Consider the following 22,599-nt stretch of genomic DNA (forward strand, 5'->3'; position numbering starts at 1 on the left):
AGGCGCAGCTTAAGAGGTTTCTATCGTGGCGATTCGTACTTACCAGCAATTCACCCCTTTGCTCGGCCCACGGGCCTTTGTCGACGCATCGGCCGTGGTTCTCGGCGATGTGGAAATCGGCGCGGACAGCTCGGTCTGGCCGTTGGTGGTGATCCGTGGCGACATGCACAGCATCCGCATAGGCGAGCGCAGCAGTGTTCAGGACGGCAGCGTACTGCACATCACCCACGCCGGGCCCTTCAACCCGCGCGGTTACCCGCTGAATATCGGCGACGATGTGACCATCGGCCATAACGTCACCCTGCACGGCTGCAACATCGGCAACCGGGTGCTGATCGGCATGGGCAGCATCATCATGGACGGCGTAGTGATCGATGACGAAGTAATGCTTGGCGCCGGCAGCCTGGTGCCGCCGGGTAGCCATCTGCAAAGCGGCTACCTGTACGTCGGCAGCCCGGCCAAACAGGCCCGTGAACTGAGCGAAAAGGAGCGCAGTTACTTCCGCTACAGCGCCGACAATTACGTACGGTTGAAGGATCAGCACTTGATGGAAGGTTACGGCAGCTGATGGCTCAACCGGCTTTGCATTACTCGACCATCCTGTTTGACCTCGATGGAACCCTGACCGACCCGCGTGAGGGGATTACCCGCTCGGTGCAGCATGCACTGGCCAAGCTGGGCATCGATGAGCCTGATCTGCAGGCGCTTGAGCACTTTATCGGTCCGCCGCTGTTGCAGTGTTTTATGCACACGTATCAGTTTGACGAGGCCACGGCCTGGCAGGCGGTGAACCACTACCGCGAGCGATTCCGTGAGGTGGGGCTGTATGAAAACCAGCTGTTCGACGGCGTGGGCGAGCTGTTGCAGCTGCTGCAGAACCAGCAGCGCACGCTATATATTGCCACCAGTAAACCGACGGTATTTGCCGAGCAGATTGCCCGGCATTTCGGCTTTGCTCAGCACTTCAAGGTGATTTATGGCAGCGAGCTGGATGGCACGCGCACCGACAAAATCGAGCTGATCGCCCATCTGCTGCAGCAGGAACAACTGGATGTGGAGAGCACGCTGATGATCGGCGATCGCAAGCACGACCTGATCGGCGCCAGGCGCAATGGCCTGGATGCAGCGGCGGTGGGTTATGGCTTTGGCAGTTTTGCTGAGTTGCAGGCCGAGGCGCCGACCTATCACTTCCATAGCCTGGCCGAGTTGCACCAGGCGTTTGTGGGCTAAATCGTAGGATGGGTTAGCCGTAGGCGTAACCCATCGCACGGTTAACCATTTTTCTGATAGATGATCTTCTTGCTGCCGCCGTCGCAGCTGCCGACCACCATATTGGGGTCCTGGGCTTCTTCGTTGGGCACGATTTCCAGGGTGTAGCTGGCAACGCCGGCGGCCTGGATTTTCACTTCAATCTCCGCACGCAGCTCTTCGCAGGGCTTGGGGGCGGCCAATACGCTGGTGCTGAATAGGCCAAGCAACACGGCCAGGGTGAATTTGTTCATTGCATCGCTCCTTTTGCGTGAACAGAAACTACAGGGGTTGGAGTGGTTTTTAGGTACGTAAGTTCTAAGAGCCTGAAGATAAGTCGGCCAGTGCCTGATGCCGTTCTACCTCGGCCAGATTGCCCAGCGCTGCGACACGCTGATAGAAGCGCGGCCAGTCGCGGTCAACCCGCTCAAACAGCGCGGCGAAGGCTGGCACCCATTGATCATAGAGGCCAAACGGCAGCAGCTTGGCGTTGTTTATCGGCGCGTTGATCCAGTCGTCGTAACGCCCGTTGCCGCCCCACTCGCGGGCGCTTAGCGCATGGTATTCGGCACGCAGGCGGGCGATCTCGGCCTGCTTACCGCTGCGCATCTGCGCGGGCGGCAGGTCACTGGCGTAGAGCTGCTGCAGCCGCGCTCGGCTGGCCAGGACCAGGGCGATAAACTGCTCGCGCTGCTGTTCGCCCTGCGGGTCGCTGGGCTGCAGGCCCTGCTTGGCGCGCCATTGGCGCAGGCCTTCACGCTCGACAAAGCTGGCGAAGGACTCGTTAAACGCGGTGTCATCCGCCACATACAACTGCTGGTGCGCCAGCTCGTGGAAGATCACCGCTACCAGGCGTTCATCGCTCCAGCGCAGCATGGTGTTGAGAATCGGGTCATCGAACCAGCCCAGGGTCGAGTAGGCTTCGACGCCGCCCAGATAGGTATCCAGACCCTGCTGTTTCAGCAGCGCTGCCGAGCCGCGCGCGCGGCCCTGGCTGTAGAAGCCGCGATAGGCCACGCAGCCAGCAATCGGGAAGCAGTGCAGCTCTGGCGACAGGGAAAACTCCGGGGTGGCGAACACATTCCACACCACGAACGGTCGCTGAATATCGGCGTACAGGCGGTAGCTGCCGTTGTCGGGCAGGTTCAGCTGGGCGCTGGCGAAATCCCGCGCCTGCTGAGCGAGGGCCAGGCGTTGCTTGAGTTCGGGGTCGGTCGCCGGGTTCTCCAGCAGTTCGGCAATCGGCTCGCGCGCCTGCAGCAGTTGCAGTTGCCCGCCCGCCAGGTGGCTGTAGTAATCCAGGGTGCTGCAGCCGCTCAGCAGCAGCGTGGCGGCCAGTGGAACCCAGCGCCAGAGCAGGGCGTCGAACATTGATCAGTACCCTTGAGTAATCAGTCTGCCACGCTAGCGCATCGGCGCTGCTGCCTCCAGCGCGGGATCGGCGTAGGCTAGCAAACAGCTCAATTGTGGAGGTGTCCCATGCGTTATCTGGCTTTGCTTAGTGCTGTGTTGGTGCTCAGTGCCTGCGCCTCGGCGGTGCCAGCGCCTGACCCGAATCAGGCCTGGGTCGAGCTGCGCAGCCATGCTGGCACGCTGCTGATGGCGGACCGGCTTGATGACCAGCGCTTGACCGATGGTCGCTATTTTCAGGTGCCCGCTGGTGCCCATGAGTTGCAGGCGCGCTTTCAGTTCGAGGTTAACGGCGGCGGTGGCCTGGACGGTGCCTATGAGCCCCGCCAGGTGACCTGCGAGATTCGCGTGTGCTACGACAACTTCGTGGCTGGCCAGCGCTATCGACTGGAGGCCCGGCCCATGCAGATGAAAGCTCAGGCCTGGCTCTACGATGGGCAGCGCAACGTGCTGGCGCGGGGCAAGATTTTGCGCTGCGGCACGTTCTAAGGCGCGCTGCAATCAGCTATCGAGCACCGCTTCCAGGGTGATTTCGGCGTTCAGCACCTTGGATACCGGGCAGCCGTTCTTGGCGGTTTCCACGGCTTTCTCGAAGGCCGCACGGTCGGCGCCGGGAATCCGCGCCTTGAGCGTCAGGTGTACGGCGGTGATGGCAAAGCCGCCGTCGGCCTTGTCCAGGGTGACTTCTGCTTGCGTATCGATGCTCTCGGCGGTCATCCCCGCTTCGCCAAGTTCCTTGGACAGGGCCATGGAAAAACAACCAGCGTGAGCTGCGCCGAGCAGCTCTTCCGGGTTGGTGCCCGGCTGATCCTCGAAGCGGGTATTGAAGCCATAGGGCGCGCTTTTCAGGGCGCCGCTCTGGGTCGAGATAGTGCCTTTACCGTCCTTGATGCCACCTTGCCAGTGAGCTGAGGCTGTCTTCTTCATCCGAATACTCCAGTGCGTGGGTTATAGGGTTGAGAGCAGGCTCAGGCGGCACAAGTTCGAAAAATAACTGTTAGCGCATTTGCGCGACCAGCTCGAAAGCATGCAAACGGTCGGCAAAGTCATACAGGTCGCAGGTGAAGATCAGCTCATCGGCGCCGGTCTGTTCCAGCAGTACTTCCAGGCGCGCACGAACCTTGTCCGGGCCACCGATCATCGCCATACCGAGAAAGCTGCTCACCGCCTCTTTTTCATGCGGCAACCACAGGCCTTGCATGCTAGCCACCGGCGGTTTCTGCACCAGGCTCTGGCCGCGAATCAGGGCGAGAATGCGCTGATAGGCCGAAGTGGCCAGGTATTCGGCCTGCTCATCGCTGTCGGCGGCAATCAACGGCACACCGAGCATCACATAAGGCTTGTCGAGCACCGCCGAGGGCTTGAAGTGATTGCGGTAGACGCGAATCGCCTCATGCATATAGCGCGGCGCGAAGTGCGAGGCGAAGGCATAGGGCAGACCCTTCTCGCCGGCCAGCTGAGCGCTGAACAGGCTGGAACCGAGCAGCCAGATCGGCACATTGGTGTCGGTGCCGGGCATGGCGATCACCCGTTGATCCGGCGTGCGCGGGCCGAGGTAGCGTTGCAGTTCTTCAACATCTGCGGGGAAGTCATCGGCATTGCCAATCCGGTCTCGGCGCAGCGCCTGAGCGGTGAACTGGTCAGCCCCAGGCGCGCGGCCCAGACCCAGCTCGATGCGGCCGGGATAAAGTGTGGCCAGGGTGCCGAACTGCTCGGCAATCACCAGCGGCGCGTGGTTGGGCAGCATCACCCCGCCGGAGCCCAGGCGAATCTTGGACGTGCCGGCGGCCAGATAACCCAGCAACACGGCGGTGGCCGAGCTGGCGATGCCATCCATATTGTGGTGTTCGGCCACCCAGAAGCGTTCGAAACCCAGACGCTCGACATGCTGGGCCAGCGCCAGGGAGTTGTGCAGGGCCTGGGCGGCGTTGCCGTCGTCACGCACCGGGGCGAGATCGAGGGTGGAAAATTTGCTCTGTGCGAGTGCGCTCATCGGGCCTGCCTGTTGGTTATCCGCTTGTTCGGGCGCAGCAATGCGCCAATACCTGAGTTAGATAGTGGGGCTTGTTCTGCGGATTCCAAGGGGCAGGTGGTCTGGATGCGATAACCGGGCCGTGCGCAAGCGACGGCCCTTGGTGTGGGTCAGCTACTGCTAAGGCGGAAGCCGATTTTCAGGGTGACCTGATAATGGCCGACCTTGCCATCGACAATATGCCCACGGGTTTCCACCACCTCGAACCAGTCGAGGTTGCGTACCGACTTGGTGCATTCTGCCAGGGCATTTTCGATGGCATCTTCGATGCTGACTTTCGAGGTACCGACGATTTCGATTTTCTTGTAGGTGTGATGATCGGACATTGCAGCTCTCCCAGATGGCTGAACAGGTGGGTCATGTAGTTGAGTCCCACCCCTGAACGCTAAAGTTCAGATTAGTCGCACTTGGCCTGCCCGGTTGCCGGTGATGGTCGCTAACGCTCCAGTTCCTTGTGCAGCCACTGCGCCAGGCGTTCGGCGCGGTTATCGCGGCTGCGTATCGGCACCCAAAGTGCCAAGCGGGCGCTGGTTTCGACAAAGCCCCAGGGCGCGACCAGGCGGCCGGCGGCGAGGTCGTCGGCGACCAGTTGCTGCGGGGCGATAGCTACGCCGAGGCCGGCGGCGGCGGCTTCCAAGAGGTAGTAGAGGTGTTCGAAGCCCTGGCCGAGTTTTAGCGCTGCGGCGTCCAGTGCATTGCTAGCCGCCCAGCTGGGCCAGGCTTGAGGGCGGGAACTGGTGTGCAGTAAAGGCTCGCCCAGCAGAGTGGCGGGCGGCGCCAGGTGCAATTCGGCGAAGCGCGCATAGCGCGGGCTAAGCACCGGGCCGATGCGCTCGGCAGCCAGCTCGAACACCTGCATATCGGCTGGCCAGGGGGGCTCGGCAAACCACAGGGTGGCATCCACGCCAGCGCGGCGCGGGTCCAGCTCGCCTTCGCTGGCGGATAACTGCAGGCGCAGTTCCGGCAGCTCGCGGTTAAGCCTATCCAGGCGCGGGATAAACCAGCGCGCCAGCAGACTGCCCGGGCAGGCCAGGACAAACGGTGCATCGGCCTGGCCCTGTTGCAGCTCGGCGCAGGTGCTGCGCAGGCGGCTGAACAGATCGGCGCTGACATCACGCAGACGAATGCCTGCATCTGTGAGTTTAAGGCCGCGACCTTCTTTGCTGAACAGCGCCACACCCAGGTGTTCCTCCAAGGCACGAACCTGCCGGCTGACTGCGCCATGGGTGACGTGCAGTTCATTAGCGGCCTGGCTGATGCTGTTCAGTCGCGCGGCCGCTTCGAAGGCGCGCAGAGCGTTAAGCGGTGGAAGGTCCTGGCTCATCTGTGAGTTTTCCTAACAGGTTGCGGCGATCTTATCGCTTTTGCCGCGCCCGCCACAGCTTTATCCTGTGCCCATTGTCGTAGAAGCGGGGAACCCTACCCGTGAAGCGCGCCCGAATTTTCTGAGGAGAACGCCATGACTTCCTTCCGCACTGGCCCTGACGCCAACGGCCTGTTCGGCTCGTTCGGTGGCCAATATGTCGCCGAAACCCTGATGCCGCTGATCCACGATCTGGCTGCCGAATACGAGAAGGCCAAGCTCGACCCCGAGTTCCAGAAGGAGCTGGCCTACTTCCAACGTGATTTCGTCGGCCGCCCGAGCCCGCTGTATTTCGCCGAGCGCCTGACCGAGATGTGCGGCGGCGCGAAGATCTACTTCAAGCGCGAAGAGCTCAATCACACCGGCGCGCACAAGATCAACAACTGCATCGGTCAGGCACTGCTGGCTCGGCGCATGGGCAAGAAACGCATCATCGCCGAGACCGGAGCCGGCATGCACGGCGTGGCCACCGCCACCGTGGCGGCGCGTTTCGGCATGGAATGCGTGATCTTTATGGGCACCACCGACATCGACCGCCAGCAGGCCAACGTGTTCCGCATGAAGCTGCTGGGTGCCACCGTGATTCCGGTGGTCGCCGGCACAGGCACGCTCAAGGACGCGATGAACGAAGCGCTGCGCGACTGGGTGACCAACGTGCACAACACCTTCTACATGATCGGCACCGTGGCCGGCCCGCACCCGTACCCGGCGATGGTGCGTGACTTCCAGGCGGTGATCGGCAAGGAAACCCGCGAGCAAATCCTCGCCCAGGAAGGCCGCCTGCCAGACAGCCTGGTGGCCTGCATCGGTGGCGGCTCCAATGCCATCGGCCTGTTTCACCCCTTCCTTGATGACAAAGACGTACAGATCGTCGGCGTGGAAGCGGCCGGCTACGGCATCGAAACCGGCAAGCACGCCGCCAGCCTCAACGGCGGCGTACCCGGCGTACTGCACGGCAACCGCACCTTCCTGCTGCAGAACGACGACGGCCAGATCATCGACGCCCACTCGATTTCCGCGGGCCTGGATTACCCCGGCATCGGCCCTGAGCACGCCTGGTTGCACGACGTTGGCCGGGTTGAGTACACCTCGGTGACCGACGAAGAAGCCCTGGCCGCGTTCCACACCTGCTGCCGTCAGGAGGGCATTATCCCGGCCCTGGAAAGCGCCCATGCCCTGGCTGAAGCCTTTAAGCGTGCGCCGAAGCTGCCCAAGGAGCACCTGATGGTGATCAACCTGTCCGGCCGCGGCGACAAGGATATGCAGACCGTTATGCACCACATGGAAAACACCTCGCAGGAGAAACACTGATGAGCCGCCTGCAAACCCGCTTTGCCGAACTGAAAGAGCAGAACCGCGCCGCCCTGGTGACCTTCGTCACTGCCGGTGACCCGAACTACGATGCCTCTCTGGCCATTCTCAAAGGCCTGCCGGCTGCCGGTGCTGATGTGATCGAGCTGGGTATGCCCTTTACCGACCCAATGGCCGATGGCCCGGCGATCCAGCTGGCGAATATCCGCGCCCTGGAAGGTGGTCAGGACCTGGCCATGACCCTGCAGATGGTTCGCGAATTCCGTGAAGGTGAACAGGCCACGCCGCTGGTGCTGATGGGCTACTTCAACCCGATCCACAAGTACGGCGTCGAGCGTTTTATTGCCGAAGCCGTGGCCTCCGGCGTTGATGGCCTGATCGTGGTCGACCTGCCGCCAGAGCATAACGTCGACCTCTGCGATCCGGCTCAGGTCGCGGGTTTGGACTTTATCCGCCTGACCACCCCAACCACCGACGACAAGCGCCTGCCGAAGGTGCTTAACGGCAGCTCCGGCTTCGTCTATTACGTCTCGGTCGCCGGTGTGACCGGTGCCGGTTCGGCGACCCTGGATCACGTCGAACAGGCTGTTGCCCGTCTGCGTCGCCATACCGATTTGCCGCTGTGCATCGGCTTCGGCATCCGCACCCCGGAACATGCCGCGACTATCGCCCGTCTGGCCGATGGCGTAGTGGTGGGCTCGGCACTGATCGACCAGATTGCCAACGCCACCAGCAGCGAGCAGGCGGTGGATGGCGTGCTGAGTCTGTGTGCGGCACTAGCTGAAGGCGTGCGCGGCGCGCGGGTCTGACCCCTCGGATCTGCTGCGCGTCGGCGATACTGCGTTAAAAATGGCCTCGGAATGCTCATTTACAACTCGTAAACTCCGCTTCCTCGGCCATTTTTGCCTTGTCTCACTCTAGCTCGCGAGATCCGAAACCGGTTCTGAGAAACTTGCGAGTCGGCCGCTGCCTGGCGTCCAATAGCGCGTCCCTTGTCCTTGAGCCTCGCCATGTCACGTCCACCTATCGCCCGCAAACCCCGCGCCAGTAGCCAGAGCCGCATCGCCGGCATTCTTGCCGCTGCCCGTGAGTTGCTGGCCGAGCAGGGCGTGGCCAGCCTGTCGATCTACAGCGTGGCGGAACGGGCGCAGATTCCGCCGTCGTCGGTGTATCACTTCTTCGCCAGCGTTCCGGCGTTGCTGGAAGGGCTGACGGCAGATATCCACGGGGCGTTTCGTGCCTGCCTGCAGGAGCCGATTGAGCATGCGCTTCTGCGTGACTGGCGTGATCTGTCGCGTTTAGTGGAGCAGCGCATGCTGGCGATCTATGCCGCTGATGCCGCTGCGCGTCAGTTGATCCTGGCGCAGCACGGCCTGGCGGAAGTGACCCAGGCGGATCGCCAGCACGACATCGAACTGGGCCAGTTGATGCAGCAGTTGTTCGACCGCCACTTCCCGTTGCCGCAACTGCCGGATGATGTCGATGTCTTCGCCCTCGCGATGGAGCTAGGCGACCGCGTGTATGCGCGCTCGGTGCAGCTGCACGGTGAAATCACCCCGCGCATGGCCGAGGAAGGCATGCGGGTGTTCGATGCTTACCTGGGTTTGTATCTGCCACCCCATCTACCAAAAAGGGCGCTCTAAGCGCCCTTTTCAATTCCCCCCGCAGCTCGCTCAGAGCGCCTTTTCAAACACCTGCGAGTTGCGCTGGTAGTTGTACAGCGAGGCGCGCGCAGCGGGCAGGCGGTCGACGCTGCTGGGCTCGAAGCCGCGTTCGCGGAACCAGTGAGCGGTGCGCGTGGTGAGTACGAACAGGGTTTTCAGGCCCTGGGCGCGGGCGCGTTCCTCGATGCGTTCGAGCAGCTCGTCGCCACGCCCGCCGTGACGGTAGGCCGGATTCACCGCCAAGCACGCTAGCTCGCCGAAATCCGAGTCGGCAATCTGGTACAGCGCGGCGCAGGCGATAATCAGCCCTTCGCGTTCGACGATGCTGAACTGCTCGATCTCGCGCTCCAGCACTTCGCGTGAGCGGCGCACCAGGATGCCCTGGTCTTCCAGCGGAGTGATCAGCTCCATTAGCCCGCCGACATCCTCGATGGTTGCCTCGCGCAGCGATTCGAACTGCTCCTGGGCCACTAGGGTGCCGTTGCCGGTGCGGGTGAACAGCTCGCTGAGCAGCGCACCGTCTTCGGCATAGCTAACGATATGGCTGCGGCGTACCCCGGCCTTGCAGGCTTCGGCGGCGGCGTCGAGCAGTTCACCCTGGTAGCTGCTGCCCAGACGCTGCAGATGCGCTGGCACCTGTTGTGGGCGCAGCTCGCGTACCAGCTTGCCGGCTTCGTCGAGCAGGCCGCATTCAGCGCCGAACAGCAGCAGCTTGTCGGCGTCCAGGTCGATGGCGGCGCGGGTGGCGACGTCTTCGCAGGCCAGGTTGAAAATCTCCCCGGTGGGCGAATAACCCAGCGGCGACAGCAGCACGATGCTGCGCTCATCCAACTGGCGGTTGATGCCCTTGCGGTCGATACGCCGCACTTCGCCGGTATGGTGATAGTCGACGCCATCGACCACGCCAATCGGCCGCGCGGTTACAAAGTTGCCGCTGGTGATGCGCAGGCGGGAGCCCTGCATCGGCGAGCGCGCCATGTCCATCGATAGGCGCGCTTCGATGGCGATGCGCAGCTGGCCGACGGCGTCGATCACGCATTCCAGGGTCGGGCTGTCGGTGATCCGCAGGTCGCGGTGATAGCGCGGGGTCAGGCCGTTGGTGGCCAGGCGCGCCTCGATCTGCGGGCGCGAACCGTGCACCAGTACCAGGCGCACGCCGAGGCTGTGCAGCAGCACCAGGTCGTGAACGATATTGCCGAAATTCGGGTGGGCAACGCCTTCGCCCGGCAGCATCACCACAAAGGTGCAGTCACGGTGGGCATTGATATAGGGCGAAGCGTGGCGGAGCCAGTTGACGTGGTCGTGCATTGCTTGAAGAACCTGTGTCGAATACGGAACGCATGGATTGGCGCGGGCGCGCCAGACGAGGCAGCCAGGAGCGGTTTTATCGTCGCAGTTGGGGCAGCTTCACGCGTTCTCTCCTCCGGATGGCACAGGTTGTTTGGCTTGCAGGCAGTAATGCTCGATTAGCTGTTGCAGCAGACGCACAGTAGGCTGCAAACGTGACATTTCCAGGTACTCCCCCGGCTGGTGAGCGCAGTCGATATCGCCTGGGCCGAGCACCAGGGTTTCGCAGCCAAGCTGCTGAAGATAAGGCGCTTCGGTGGCAAATGCCACTGCGGCGGCGGTATGCCCGGTCAGACGTTCGGCAATGCGTACCAGCTCACTGTCGGCGTTTTGCTCGAATGGCGGCACGCTGGGGAACAGTGGGGCGAAGTCGATTTTCACCTGATGCTGCTCGGCTAGCGGCTGCAGCTTCTGGCGGATCGCCGCGCGCAGGGCTTCTGGCTGCATGCCGGGTAGCGGGCGCAGGTCGAATTCCAGCGAACACTGGCCACAGATGCGGTTGGGGTTGTCGCCGCCGTGGATGCAGCCGAAGTTCAGGGTCGGCTTGGGCACGCTGAATTGCGGGTTGTTGTATTCGCGCTGCCATTGCGCGCGCAAGCCACGCAGTTCCAGCATCACGTCCTGCATGGCTTCCAGCGCACTGTGGCCGAGGTTGGGGTCAGAGGAGTGGCCGCTCTGCCCCAGGATGTCGATGCGCTCCATCATGATGCCCTTGTGCAGGCGGATCGGCCGCAAGCCGGTCGGCTCGCCGATCACCGCTGCGCGGCCCAGCGGTCGTCCGGCTTGCGCTAGGGCGCGGGCGCCGGACATCGAGCTTTCTTCATCGCAGGTGGCGAGAATTAGCAGCGGCTGCTGGAAACGCTGTGCCAACAAGGGTTGCACGGCTTCGATAATCAGGGCGAAAAAGCCCTTCATGTCGCAACTGCCCAGGCCTATCCAGCGGCCGTCGACTTCGGTGAGCTTGAGCGGGTCGGTCTGCCACAGCGCAGTGTCGAACGGCACGGTGTCGCTGTGCCCGGCCAACACCAGGCCGCCTGGGCCGGTGCCATAGCTGGCGAGCAGATTGAATTTGCCGGGGGAGATTTCCTGCACGTCGCAGGCGAAACCGAGGTCGCCGAGCCAACTCGACAGCAGTTCGATCACCGCGCGGTTGGACTGATCCCAATGTGCCTGGGTGCAGCTCACCGACGGAGCGGCGATCAGGGCGGCGAATTGGTCTTTGAAGGAAGGCAGGGGCATCGGTCATCTCCGCAAGCGAGGCCCATCATAGGGCCATCGCCGGCAGAGATAAAACCGCGAAGGGCATTCTTAGAATCTGTTTACGATCTAGCGAGCTAGAGCCCTGCAAGGCAAAAACAGGCGAGGAAGCGGAGTGTACGAGTTGTACATGAGCATTCCGAGCCTGTTTTTAACGCCGCAGGGCCGACGCGTAGCAGATCGTAGATAGGTTCTTAGAGGAAAATGCCGCGCAGGATATAAAAGAAGATAATCGACAGCGCTGCACCCACCGGCAGGGTGATCAGCCAGGACATAAAGATCTTGCCGATCACGCCCAGGTTCAGCGCGCCGATGCCGCGCGCCAGGCCGACACCGAGTACCGCACCGACCAGGGTGTGGGTGGTGGACACCGGTAGGCCGATGGCCGAGGCGCCTACCACGGTGGTGGCGGTGGCCAGTTCGGCGGCGAAACCACGGCTTGGGGTCAGTTCGGTGATTTCCTTGCCGATGGTGGCGATCACCTTGTAGCCGTAGGTGGCCAGACCGATGACGATACCCACGGCGCCGAGTAGCAACACCCAGCCTGGTACGGCCGACTTGGCACCAACAGCCATTTCGCCGCCGGACTGAATCACCCCGACAATTGCCGCCAGCGGGCCAACTGCGTTGGCCACGTCGTTCGAGCCGTGGGCAAAGGCCATGGCGCAAGCGGTGAAGATCATCAGTACGGCGAAGACTTTCTCCACGCTGGCGTAGTGGAAGTCCTTGTCCGCTTCGACGTCGATCTTGATGCGGCTCAGCAGAACGATGCCGAGCAGCATGATCAGGCCGCCTACACCCAGCGAAAGGAAGAAACCCTCAGTGCTGGAGAGGTTCAGGCCGATATGCTTGAGGCCTTTGGTCAGAGTCATGATGCTGACCATGAAACCGGTGGCGAACATATACAGCGGCACGAAGCGCTTGGCGTTGAGGAAGGGGTTGTCAGTGTCGATGATCAGCTTCTGCACGCTGACAAACAGACCGAAGGCGACAAAGCCGGACAGCACGGGGGAAACTACCCAGCTGGCGACGATCGGGCCAACGCCGGCCCAGTTCACCGCATCCATGGACACGCCAACGGCGGCAAAGCCGATCACCGCGCCGACGATGGAGTGGGTGGTGGAAACCGGCCAGCCCTTGGTAGAAGCCACCAGCAGCCAGGTGCCGGCTGCCAACAGCGCCGACATCATGCCCAGGACCATCAGGTCCGGAGTGATCATCGACGCGTCGACGATGCCGCTCTTGATGGTTTCGGTCACCTCGCCGCCGGCCAGATAGGCACCGGCGAACTCGAAGACCATGGCGATCAGGATCGCCTGTTTGATGGTCAGGGCCTTGGAGCCCACCGAAGTACCCATGGCGTTGGCCACGTCATTGGCGCCCACACCCCAGGCCATGAAAAAGCCGAAGAGACAGGCAAGCAGCAGCAATACGAGGCCGTAGTCCGCAATCAGAGACATAAATAATTAATCCGTAGATTCCAGAAAGGACACTGGCGCTTAGCGCGCCAGCAGTTGTTCCAGTCGGTTGCCGACACGTTCGGCACGATCGGCTACGTCGCCGATCCATTCGATGATCTTGTAGAGGAACATCACATCGACAGGGGGAAGGTCCTTCTCCAGTTTGAACAGCGCACGCCGCACTTCGATTTGCATCTTGTCGGTGTCGCGTTCGATTTGTTCCAGCTCCATGACCATGGATTCGACCAGCGCCGCTTCACGGCCACCGAAGCCGGTCTCCAGCAGCTCGTCGAGCTCGTTCATGGCTTTCAGCGCCTGGGCGCTGGCATCCACAGTGCGCTGCACAAAGGCGCGCATCAGCGGCTGCAGAGCCTGTGGAATGGCCATTTCGCGGCCAAGCATGAGGCCGGCGATGTCCTTGGCGCGGTTGGCGACTTTGTCCTGTACACTCAGCAGCTCAAGCAGATCCGAGCGCGGTACGGGCAGGAACAGGCTCTTGGGCAGGTGCAAACGCACACTTTTCTTGAGCTTGTCGGCCTCATGTTCGAGGCTGGCCATTTCCTGTTGTACCTGTTCTACCTTGGCCCAATCCTTGACCATCACGGCTTCGAAGAAAGGCACCAGATTGGCTGCGCACTCGTGGGCTTTGGCAAAGTGTTTTTGCATCGGCCCAATCGGTGAACGGCCAAACAGGCTGGCAAATGGATTGACTGGCATAGGGTGAACCCCGGCGTTGAGAAGGCCGCAAGTATACGGATGACCCGGGACGCCCGCCAGTTCGTGTCATCGGCTGGTAATAATTCGATAGGAATTGGCCCCGGACTCCGGTCAGCCAGTTGTACAGTAAAAGTATCCGAGGTCGCGGAATGACATTCGCCCAATTGAAACGCTACTGGCATATCGAGCTGCTAGGCGGCGCGCACAAGCGCTTCTCCTGGCGGCGCTTGCTGGTCAAGTACCGTCAGCGTTCACGTTATCGCTATCTATTCTGGTACCGCTTTGCGCAATTTCTCCACCAATCCGACTCGAAGTTCTGGCGCAACCGCGCCCGCCGTCTGAGCGACCGTCTCAGCGAGCGCTTCGGCATCGAGATCCCGCTGGATACGCAAATAGGCGAAGGCCTGTTCATTCCCCATCCGGTCGGCATTGTGATTACCCGCAAGGCGGTGATCGGCAGGAATTTCAGCATCTTCCAGAACTGCACCATCGGCCAGAAGCATGACGAGGCCGGCTCGATCGTGATCGGCGATAACGTCAGCGTAGGGGCCAACGCCTGTATCATTGGCGATAATCTACGCATCGGCGACGACGTCACCATCGCCGCGGCCTCGTTCGTCAATAAAGACATCCCCGACCGGCACACCCATATCAGCACCTACACATCGCGACTGATCGAGAATAAAGCCGATTACTCTCCGATTAGTACGCCGCACTCGCGCAAGGCGCGCGACAGTTCGGCCAGCTGAATTCACGTATCCAGACCTAGAGTCCCATGAACAAAGAAACCGAAATCAAACTGCGGGTTAGCCGTGAAACCCTGGCCGCCCTGCGTGATCACCCGTTGCTGAAGAAGCGCAGCAAGAGTGGTTGGGAGCAGCGCGAACTGTTCAATCAGTACTTCGATACGCCCGAGCGTGACCTGGCTGCGGCCAAGGTGGCCCTGCGCGTGCGCCGTGACGGCGAGCAGTTTATCCAGACCCTGAAAACCCGCGGGCAGAGCGTGGCCGGTTTGTCCGAGCGCAATGAGTGGGACTGGAACCTGGCCAAGGCCAAGCTGGATCTGAAAAAACTCGATGACAGCTGCTGGCCGGCGGCCCTGGCCGAACTGGACAAGAAGCAGCTGGTGCCGATCTTCACCACCGACTTTATTCGCGAGAAGGCAGAAATCGCCTGGGGCCGTGGCAAGGCCAAGGTGGTGATTGAGGCCGCGCTGGACCTGGGCAAGGTGATTGCCGGCGAAGGCGAAGAAGAAATCTGCGAGCTGGAACTGGAGCTGCGCCAGGGTGAGCCTGAGGCTCTGCTGGAGCTGGCTGCCGAGCTGGCTGCCGACCTGGCGCTGATGCCCTGCGATATCAGCAAGGCCGAGCGCGGTTATCGCCTGTTCGATGCCGGCAGCTACAGCCTGAATCTGCCAGCGCCGAGCCTGAACGCGGAAACCAGTCTGGATGACAGCGTCGCGGCACTGGGCTGGCACCTGCTGGGCAGCAGCCAGCGCCTGGCCGAACAGTACCGCTTCAATGGGCATTGGCGTTTGCTGGTCGAGTGGCTGGAACAGCTGATCGGCTTGCGTGCGCTGCTCAGCAGCCTGGGTCAGGCCGCGCCGCGTGCCAGCAGCCATGCCCTGCGTGAACTGCTGGATGCCTTGCTACTGGAATGGCGTCCGCGCCTGCTGGCCGGTCAGGACGATGACAGCCTGCGCAAGAACGCTCCGGCGCTGTTCGCCGCCGAGCTGCAGGGCAACCGCTGGGGCCTGTTCTCGCTGAACCTGTCGCGCTGGTTGCTGGCGCGCAGCTGGACGGTGGAGCGCAACAACCGTGGCAATCGCCAGGGCGCTGCCCCGCTGGGCAACTGGCTGCCGACTCTGATTGCCGAAGAAGGTGCCACTCTGCAGCTGCGCCGTTATCAGCAGCAGCCGGAAGACCTGGCCGAACAGCTGCCGCGCATCGAGCGTTTGCTGGTCTGGCTGCATCTGGCCCGTGAGGTTTTGGAGGTGCCGGAAGTCGACCGTTTGTACGGTGAGTTGAACAAGTTGGCAGAACTGGCCAATCAGCCCATTGACCCGGAAGTGCTGGCTGCGCGCAAGGCGCAGCTGCTGACCATCGGTTCGCTTAAAGCCTGGCGTCAGCTGGTCAAGTAACTGCGGCGGCGCTGGCGCTTTTTGTAGGAGCCAGCTAGCTGACTCCTACAGTCGCTAGCCCGGAATACATCCGGGCTCCTCTCGCATCACTCAACTGCCATCACGAAAGCGCGTCCACACTGCGTCGCGGGTAGCGCTGTGCTTTTCCGGCAGGGTTTCCAGTGGGTGCAGACGGCGTTTGGTGTCGCGGTCCGGGTAGAGATCCGGCTGGTTGCGCAGGGCTTCGTCGAGAAACTCGCGGGAATCGGCATTGCCGCTGGGGTACAGGGTTTCGGCGGTGATCAGCGCGGCGACCTTGGGCTGCATCAGGTAGTTGATAAAGCGATGCGCAAGGTCGGGGCGCTTGGCGCTGCTGGGGATCACCAGGTTATCGATAAACAGGATCGAGCCTTCATCCGGCACCAGAAAGCGCACCGGCTGGCCGGCATCGGCGGCGGCCAGGGCATCGCCGACCCAGGCCATAGCCACGCACAGCTTGCCCTGGTTGAGGTCATCGATATAGCGCTCGCTATCGACGTAACGCAGGTTCGGCCGCAAGCCATCCAACACCAGGCTGGAGCGCTCGATGCGGCTCGGCGCGCTGCGTGCCAGGCTACGGCCCTGGTAGTTGAGCAGCAGGGTCAGGGTCTCGTCAGGAGCGTCCAGCACGCTGATGCCGCAACTGGCCAAGCGCGAACTTTGCTCGGCATCGAATAGCAAGCTCCAGCTATTGGGCAGTGGGCCACCAAAGGCTGTTTCGGCCTGCGGCGTGTTGATCGCCAAACCGACTGCGCCCCACAGATACGGCAACGCATGACGGTTGGCCGGGTCGAGGGCGACCAGGGTGCTCAGCAGCTGTTTGTCGAGGTGCTTGCGGTTGGGCAGCAGGCTGAAATCCAGTGGCTGCAGGGTGCCGTTCTTGATCATCGCCGGTAGGGTGTCGTGCGACGGCACGGCAACATCGATCGCTTCACCGCTGGCCAGTACCGTTTCCAGCTCTTCGGCGGTGCTGAAGGTGTGGTATTCCACGCGGATACCGGTTTCCGCCTCGAAGTCTTTGAGCACCTGCGGGGCGATATAGTCGTTCCAGTTGTAGACGCGAATCACCTCTTCGGCGCTGGCCAGCAGCGGCGTCAGGGCAAGCAGCAGTGAGGCAAACAGGCGTGGCATGGAGATCTCCCGAGCAGGTTGATGTCGCGTCAGCAGGAATTCGCGGCGCAGGTTGCCCGTCATCGCGCCGAGGCGTGAATAAAAAGGCAGGTGCTGCGCAACGTGTGGAATAGAAAACGCCGGCTCAAAGGCCGGCGTTTGGGTGTTGCATCAAACCGTGTGCAAGTACCAGTTGTATTCGAGGTCGGAGATCGAGTTTTCAAACTCGGCCAACTCGCTTTCCTTACAGGCAACGAAGATATCGATGTATTTCGGGTCGATATAACGGGCCAGCACTTCACTGTCGTCCAGCTCGCGCAGGGCATCGCGCAGGTTGTTCGGCAGGCTCTGTTCGTTCTGCTCGTAGGAGTTGCCTTCCACCGGTGCGTTTGGCTCGATCTTGTTGGTCAGGCCGTGGTGCACGCCCGCCAGCAGTGCCGACATCAGCAGGTAGGGGTTGGCGTCGGCGCCCGCTACGCGGTGCTCGATGCGTACGGCGTCGGCCGTGTCATTCGGTACGCGCAGCGCTACGGTGCGGTTGTCGATGCCCCAGCACGGCGAGTTCGGCACGTAGTACTGCGCACCGAAGCGACGGTAGGAGTTGACGTTCGGGCAGAGGAAGGCCATCGACGCCGGCATGGTTTCCAGTACGCCGCCGATGGCATGGCGCAGCGCGTCGTTCTGTACCGGGTCCTCGCAGGCAAAGATGTTGTTGCCTTCCTTGTCGAGAATCGAGATATGCACATGCAGCCCGTTACCCGCCTGGTTGGGGTACGGCTTGGCCATGAAGGTGGTGTCCATTTCATGGTCGTAGGCGATGTTCTTCACCAGGCGCTTAAGCAGCAGCGCGTGGTCGCAGGCCTTGATCGGGTCGGCGACGTGGTGCAGGTTGACCTCGAACTGCGCCGGGGCGCTTTCCTTGACGATGGCGTCGGCAGGGATGCCCTGCTCCTTGGCGCCTTCGAGGATGTCCTGCAGGCACTCGGCGTATTCGTCGAGGTCGTCGATCAGGTACACCTGGGTCGATTGCGGGCGCTTGCCCGACAGCGGCGACAGCGGCGGCTGCGGACGGCCGTTCACGTTGGCCTGGTCGATCAGGTAGAACTCGAGCTCGAAAGCGGCACAGATGGTAAGGCCCAGTTCGTCGAACTTCGCAACCACCTGGCGCAACACTTCCCGTGGGTCGGCAAAGAACGGCTGGCCTTCCATTTCATGCATGGTCATTAACAGTTGCGCGGTTGGGCGCTTCTGCCATGGCTCATTGCTCAGGGTGTTGGGGATGGGAAAGCAGACACGGTCGGCGTCGCCGATATCCAGACCCAGGCCGGTGCTTTCCACCGTCGAGCCGTTGATATCCAGGGCGAATAGAGAAGCCGGGAGATTAATGCCGCGTTCGTAAACCTTATGCAGGCTCGCACGCTCGATACGCTTGCCGCGCACCACACCATTCATATCTGCGATCAGAAGGTCGACGAACAGGACCTCAGGATGTTTCTTAAGGAACGCGTTCGCTTCATTAAGCTGAACGGCACGCGGGGGTACCGACATGATGCAACACCTTTTTTGTTAAAAATATCAATCATGCAACTGCACGGGTGTGAGTCAATCTTAAACACCAGATGCTGTCAAGAGAGGCGCATTTTGCCCCAAAAGGGGGCTTGATGGCCAGTTTTAGGGCATTACAGGGCAATACCGCTCTGCTCAAAGCCTTGCCTGCCGCGGTGCTCAGTCGGGTGTGTTCAATTTTTTACATGACTATTGTGAAAAAAAATGAACAACGCTAAGCTCGGTCGAAACCCATAACAGCAATAAAACGGGTGTCTCATGTCACGCCAGCCGATTATCGGCGTTAGTGCCTGTACCAAGCAGATCGGGCACAACATCTACCACACCGCAGGCGATAAATACTTGCAGGCCATCGTTCAGGTGGTTGGCGGTATGCCCGTCATCATTCCCGCACTGGGCGAGCAGCTTGATCAGGCTTACCTGCTGCAGCACATCGATGGCCTGGTGTTTACCGGCTCACCTTCCAACGTTGAACCGCACCACTATGCGGGTGACGCCAGCGAACCTGGCACCGCCCATGACCCGGCGCGTGACAGTACAACCCTTCCCTTGATTAAAGCAGCAATTGCCGCCGGTATCCCGGTGCTCGGCATCTGCCGTGGCTTTCAGGAGATGAACGTGGCCTTCGGTGGTGCGCTGCACCAGCGCGTACACGAGGTTGATGGGCTGATGGATCACCGTGAACCCGGTGACCTGCCCACAGAACAGCAATATGGCCTGCGTCACGCGCTGCATGTGCAGCCGGGCGGGCTGCTCGCCGGCCTCGGCTTGCCGGACGAGATTCAAGTTAATTCCATTCATGGCCAGGGCGTTCAGCGTCTGGCGCCGGGCCTTCGCGTAGAAGCACTGGCGCCTGACGGGTTGATCGAAGCCTTCTCCGTCGAAGGTGCCAAAAGCTTCGCATTGGGGGTGCAATGGCACCCTGAATGGCAGGTACGATCCAACCCGAATTATCTCGCCATCTTCCAGGCCTTTGGTGAGGCTTGCAGGAAGACGGCGGGGCAACGCTGAGCCGACTATATATAGGTCGGCTCTCACCAACCCTGAGGTCTCTATGAGCACCAAACTAGACCAGCTTTCGAGCTGGCTGAAAGAACGCAAAATCACCGAAGTTGAATGCCTGATCAGCGATCTTACCGGCATTGCCCGTGGCAAGATTTCGCCGACCAACAAGTTCCTCGACGAGAAAGGCATGCGCCTCCCCGAGAGTGTGCTGCTGCAGACCGTAACCGGCGACTACGTCGAGGACGACATCTATTACGACCTGCTCGACGAGGCGGACATCGATATGTTCTGCCGCCCGGACGAGAACGCGGTGTTCCTGGTGCCTTGGGCCATTGAGCCGACTGCGATGGTGATCCACGACACCTTCGATAAGCAGGGCAACCCGATCGAGCTGTCGCCACGCAACATCCTCAAGAATGTACTCAAGCTCTACGCTGACAAGGGCTGGAAGCCGATCGTCGCGCCGGAAATGGAGTTCTACCTGACCAAACGCAACAGCGACCCGGACTTCCCCCTGGTTGCGCCGATGGGCCGCTCCGGTCGTCCGGAAGTGGGCCGTCAGTCGTTCTCCATTGATGCCGCCAACGAATTTGACCCGCTGTTCGAAGACGTCTACGACTGGTGTGAAATCCAGGGCCTGGACCTCGATACGCTGATTCATGAAGACGGCCCGGCGCAGATGGAAATCAACTTCCGTCACGGCGAGGCCCTGCACCTGGCCGACCAGATCACCGTGTTCAAGCGCACCATGCGTGAAGCGGCGCTCAAGCACGACGTGGCCGCCACCTTTATGGCCAAGCCGATCACCGATCAGCCGGGCAGCGCGATGCACATCCACCAGAGTGTGGTGGACATCAAGACCGGGCAGAACCTGTTTTCCAATGCCGATGGCAGCATGAGCGAACTGTTTATGCACCACATCGGCGGCCTGCAGAAGTACATCCCTGAGCTGCTGCCGCTGTTCGCGCCGAACGTCAACTCGTTCCGCCGCTTCCTGCCGGATACCTCGGCACCGGTGAACGTCGAGTGGGGCGAAGAGAACCGCACCGTGGGCCTTCGTGTACCGGAAGCCACGCCGCAGAACCGCCGCGTGGAAAACCGCCTGGCCGGTGCCGACGCCAACCCGTATCTGGTGCTCGCCGCCTCCCTGCTGTGCGGCTACATGGGCATGGTCGACGGCCTGCAGCCTAGCGCCCCGGTTGTTGGGCGTGGCTATGAGCGGCGTAACCTGCGTCTGCCGATCACCATCGAGCATGCGCTGGAGCGTATGGAGGCCTGTAAGGACGCCGAGCAGTACCTGGGCGACAAGTTCATGCGCGGCTACGTCGCGGTGAAGCGCGCCGAGCACGAGAACTACAAGCGGGTCATCAGTTCCTGGGAACGTGAGTTCCTGCTGCTGTCGGTGTAACCGTCAGGTGGCTGGCGTGGGTGATCCCTGCGCCAGTCACTGCCAAGAATTTTTATCGGGCTGCAACGCGCAGCCTGTGTAAGCAAGGTGTCGTTATGAACAGTCAAGTGACCAACCCGAAAACCCGCGAGTGGCAGGCCATGAGCCGCGAACATCACCTCGCGCCGTTCAGCGATTTCAAACAGCTGGCGGAAAATGGGCCGCGCATCATCACCAAGGCCGACGGCGTGTACCTGTGGGACAGCGAGGGCAACAAGATCCTCGACGCCATGGCCGGGCTCTGGTGTGTGGCGATTGGTTATGGTCGCAAGGAACTGGCAGACGCCGCCGCGAAACAGATGCAAGAACTGCCCTACTACAACATGTTCTTCCAGACCGCCACGCCGCCGGCGCTGGAACTGGCCAAGGCGATTTCCGAGCTGGCCCCGCAAGGTATGAACCACGTGTTCTTCACCGGTTCAGGTTCGGAAGGCAACGACACCATGCTGCGCATGGTGCGCCATTACTGGGCGATCAAGGGCCTGCCGAACAAGAAGGTCATCATTAGCCGGGTCAACGGCTACCACGGCTCCACCGTGGCCGGCGCGAGCCTGGGCGGCATGAAGTACATGCACGAGCAGGGCGACCTGCCGATTCCGGGCATTGTGCATATTCCGCAGCCGTACTGGTTCGGCGAGGGCGGCGACATGAGCCCCGAGGCATTTGGTATCTGGGCCGCCGACCAGCTGGAGCAGAAGATCCTCGAAGTTGGCGAAGAGAACGTGGCCGCCTTTATTGCCGAGCCGATCCAGGGCGCGGGCGGGGTGATCATCCCGCCGGACAGCTACTGGCCGCGCATCCGCGAAATCCTCGCCAAGTACGACATCCTGTTTATCGCCGATGAAGTGATCTGCGGATTCGGCCGTACCGGCGAATGGTTCGGTAGCGATTATTTCGGCAACACCCCGCACATGATGACCATCGCCAAGGGCCTGACCAGCGGCTACATCCCCATGGGTGGGCTGATCGTGCGCGACGATATCGTCGAGGTGCTCAACCAGGGCGGTGACTTCAACCACGGCTTTACCTATTCCGGGCACCCGGTGGCTGCTGCTGTGGCCCTGGAGAACCTGCGCATTCTGCGCGAAGAAAAGATTGTTGAACGAGTCAAAGCAGAAACGGCACCGTATTTGCAAAAGCGTCTGCGTGAGCTGGCCGATCACCCGCTGGTGGGTGAAGTGCGTGGCGTCGGTATGTTGGGCGCCATTGAGCTGGTGCAGAACAAAGCCAGCCGCAAGCGATTCAGCGCAGATGTGGGCGTTGGCATGATCTGCCGCGGTCACTGCTTTAATAATGGTCTGATCATGCGCGCCGTAGGCGACACCATGATCATTTCGCCGCCGCTGGTAATCAGCCATGCGGAGATCGACGAACTGCTGGACAAGGCCCGTAAATGCCTTGATCTGACCGCTGCAGAGGTGCTGGTCTAAGGTTTAATAATCTTTGGTTTCAGATGCTTACGTCTGAATGTTGTCAACCGGGGTGTGACCTTGCCAGACTGCGC

The 22,599-nt window shown here is 61.5% G+C and carries 23 protein-coding genes; 11 read left to right on the forward strand and 12 right to left on the reverse strand.

Annotation, left to right across the window (positions count from 1 at the left end):
• Positions 1-25 precede the first annotated feature (25 nt).
• Positions 26-568: a gamma carbonic anhydrase family protein gene (locus ACQ4LH_RS01515; RefSeq protein ID WP_430695581.1), complete on the forward strand. Its 543-nt coding sequence runs from the start codon at positions 26-28 to the stop codon at positions 566-568.
• Between the two features lie 14 nt (positions 569-582).
• Positions 583-1,230 (forward strand): HAD family hydrolase, encoded by a 648-nt coding sequence (locus tag ACQ4LH_RS01520; protein WP_430695746.1) that lies wholly within the window; start codon positions 583-585, stop codon positions 1,228-1,230.
• A 41-nt stretch (positions 1,231-1,271) separates the two neighbouring features.
• Here ACQ4LH_RS01520 and ACQ4LH_RS01525 read toward each other — a convergent pair whose 3' ends face one another.
• Complete coding sequence (locus ACQ4LH_RS01525; protein WP_430695583.1) at positions 1,272-1,502, reverse strand: DUF1161 domain-containing protein; 231 nt, start codon at positions 1,500-1,502, stop codon at positions 1,272-1,274.
• Between the two features lie 64 nt (positions 1,503-1,566).
• Positions 1,567-2,619: an aminopeptidase gene (locus ACQ4LH_RS01530; protein WP_430695585.1), complete on the reverse strand. Its 1,053-nt coding sequence runs from the start codon at positions 2,617-2,619 to the stop codon at positions 1,567-1,569.
• Positions 2,620-2,727: 108 nt separating this feature from the next.
• Between ACQ4LH_RS01530 and ACQ4LH_RS01535 the strand changes: the two genes are divergently transcribed.
• Positions 2,728-3,147, forward strand: coding sequence for a hypothetical protein (locus ACQ4LH_RS01535; protein ID WP_430695587.1), 420 nt, complete (start codon positions 2,728-2,730; stop codon positions 3,145-3,147).
• A gap of 12 nt (positions 3,148-3,159) precedes the next feature.
• Here the strand turns inward: ACQ4LH_RS01535 and ACQ4LH_RS01540 are convergent, their stop codons facing one another.
• The 4 genes from ACQ4LH_RS01540 to ACQ4LH_RS01555 form a co-directional block, all read right to left on the reverse strand.
• The gene (locus ACQ4LH_RS01540; protein WP_430695589.1) at positions 3,160-3,585 is read right to left on the reverse strand and encodes an OsmC family protein; all 426 of its coding nucleotides are present in this window, start codon (positions 3,583-3,585) and stop codon (positions 3,160-3,162) included.
• A 70-nt stretch (positions 3,586-3,655) separates the two neighbouring features.
• Positions 3,656-4,651, reverse strand: coding sequence for an LLM class flavin-dependent oxidoreductase (locus ACQ4LH_RS01545; protein WP_430695591.1), 996 nt, complete (start codon positions 4,649-4,651; stop codon positions 3,656-3,658).
• A gap of 149 nt (positions 4,652-4,800) precedes the next feature.
• On the reverse strand, positions 4,801-5,016 hold the full coding sequence (locus ACQ4LH_RS01550; RefSeq protein WP_430695593.1) for a dodecin: 216 nt from the start codon (positions 5,014-5,016) through the stop codon (positions 4,801-4,803).
• A 110-nt stretch (positions 5,017-5,126) separates the two neighbouring features.
• Entirely contained in the window at positions 5,127-6,014 is an 888-nt protein-coding gene (locus ACQ4LH_RS01555) for a LysR family transcriptional regulator (protein ID WP_430695595.1), read from the reverse strand.
• 135 nt (positions 6,015-6,149) lie between these two features.
• Here ACQ4LH_RS01555 and trpB point away from each other — a divergent pair, with 135 nt between their 5' ends.
• From trpB to ACQ4LH_RS01570, 3 genes are all read left to right on the forward strand, one after another.
• Positions 6,150-7,364, forward strand: a complete 1,215-nt coding sequence (trpB, locus tag ACQ4LH_RS01560) for a tryptophan synthase subunit beta (RefSeq protein WP_430695597.1) — start codon at positions 6,150-6,152, stop codon at positions 7,362-7,364.
• Positions 7,364-8,173: a tryptophan synthase subunit alpha gene (gene trpA, locus ACQ4LH_RS01565; protein WP_430695599.1), complete on the forward strand. Its 810-nt coding sequence runs from the start codon at positions 7,364-7,366 to the stop codon at positions 8,171-8,173. Before trpB ends, trpA begins: the two co-directional genes overlap by 1 nt.
• Positions 8,174-8,374: 201 nt before the next feature.
• Positions 8,375-9,007 (forward strand): TetR/AcrR family transcriptional regulator, encoded by a 633-nt coding sequence (locus ACQ4LH_RS01570; RefSeq protein WP_430695601.1) that lies wholly within the window; start codon positions 8,375-8,377, stop codon positions 9,005-9,007.
• Between the two features lie 30 nt (positions 9,008-9,037).
• Here the strand turns inward: ACQ4LH_RS01570 and argA are convergent, their stop codons facing one another.
• From argA to ACQ4LH_RS01590, 4 genes are all read right to left on the reverse strand, one after another.
• Positions 9,038-10,336 (reverse strand): amino-acid N-acetyltransferase, encoded by a 1,299-nt coding sequence (gene argA / locus ACQ4LH_RS01575; RefSeq protein WP_430695603.1) that lies wholly within the window; start codon positions 10,334-10,336, stop codon positions 9,038-9,040.
• Between the two features lie 99 nt (positions 10,337-10,435).
• A complete protein-coding gene (gene argE / locus ACQ4LH_RS01580; protein WP_430695605.1) occupies positions 10,436-11,614 on the reverse strand; it encodes an acetylornithine deacetylase in 1,179 nt (392 codons plus the stop codon).
• Positions 11,615-11,826: 212 nt separating this feature from the next.
• Complete coding sequence (locus ACQ4LH_RS01585) at positions 11,827-13,092, reverse strand: inorganic phosphate transporter (RefSeq protein WP_430695607.1); 1,266 nt, start codon at positions 13,090-13,092, stop codon at positions 11,827-11,829.
• 39 nt (positions 13,093-13,131) lie between these two features.
• Positions 13,132-13,809, reverse strand: coding sequence for a TIGR00153 family protein (locus ACQ4LH_RS01590; protein WP_430695609.1), 678 nt, complete (start codon positions 13,807-13,809; stop codon positions 13,132-13,134).
• Between the two features lie 149 nt (positions 13,810-13,958).
• Here ACQ4LH_RS01590 and ACQ4LH_RS01595 point away from each other — a divergent pair, with 149 nt between their 5' ends.
• Positions 13,959-14,558: a serine acetyltransferase gene (locus ACQ4LH_RS01595; RefSeq protein ID WP_430695611.1), complete on the forward strand. Its 600-nt coding sequence runs from the start codon at positions 13,959-13,961 to the stop codon at positions 14,556-14,558.
• A 26-nt stretch (positions 14,559-14,584) separates the two neighbouring features.
• Complete coding sequence (locus ACQ4LH_RS01600) at positions 14,585-15,949, forward strand: inorganic triphosphatase (protein WP_430695613.1); 1,365 nt, start codon at positions 14,585-14,587, stop codon at positions 15,947-15,949.
• A gap of 90 nt (positions 15,950-16,039) precedes the next feature.
• Here ACQ4LH_RS01600 and ACQ4LH_RS01605 read toward each other — a convergent pair whose 3' ends face one another.
• Both ACQ4LH_RS01605 and ACQ4LH_RS01610 read right to left on the reverse strand, forming a co-directional pair.
• Complete coding sequence (locus tag ACQ4LH_RS01605; protein ID WP_430695615.1) at positions 16,040-17,098, reverse strand: polyamine ABC transporter substrate-binding protein; 1,059 nt, start codon at positions 17,096-17,098, stop codon at positions 16,040-16,042.
• A 150-nt stretch (positions 17,099-17,248) separates the two neighbouring features.
• Positions 17,249-18,625 (reverse strand): glutamine synthetase family protein, encoded by a 1,377-nt coding sequence (locus tag ACQ4LH_RS01610; protein WP_430695617.1) that lies wholly within the window; start codon positions 18,623-18,625, stop codon positions 17,249-17,251.
• A gap of 276 nt (positions 18,626-18,901) precedes the next feature.
• Between ACQ4LH_RS01610 and ACQ4LH_RS01615 the strand changes: the two genes are divergently transcribed.
• The 3 genes from ACQ4LH_RS01615 to ACQ4LH_RS01625 all read left to right on the forward strand — a co-directional run bounded on the left by ACQ4LH_RS01615 (position 18,902) and on the right by ACQ4LH_RS01625 (position 22,525).
• Complete coding sequence (locus tag ACQ4LH_RS01615) at positions 18,902-19,654, forward strand: gamma-glutamyl-gamma-aminobutyrate hydrolase family protein (RefSeq protein WP_430695619.1); 753 nt, start codon at positions 18,902-18,904, stop codon at positions 19,652-19,654.
• A 43-nt stretch (positions 19,655-19,697) separates the two neighbouring features.
• Positions 19,698-21,056 carry a glutamine synthetase family protein gene (locus tag ACQ4LH_RS01620; RefSeq protein ID WP_430695621.1) on the forward strand — a complete coding sequence of 453 codons (1,359 nt, stop codon included), beginning with the start codon at positions 19,698-19,700 and terminating at the stop codon, positions 21,054-21,056.
• Between the two features lie 95 nt (positions 21,057-21,151).
• On the forward strand, positions 21,152-22,525 hold the full coding sequence (locus ACQ4LH_RS01625; RefSeq protein WP_430695623.1) for an aspartate aminotransferase family protein: 1,374 nt from the start codon (positions 21,152-21,154) through the stop codon (positions 22,523-22,525).
• Positions 22,526-22,599: the final 74 nt, after the last annotated feature.

It is taken from the genome of Pseudomonas peli, from assembly GCF_050563605.1.
Taxonomy (GTDB): Bacteria; Pseudomonadota; Gammaproteobacteria; order Pseudomonadales; family Pseudomonadaceae; genus Aquipseudomonas; species Aquipseudomonas peli_A.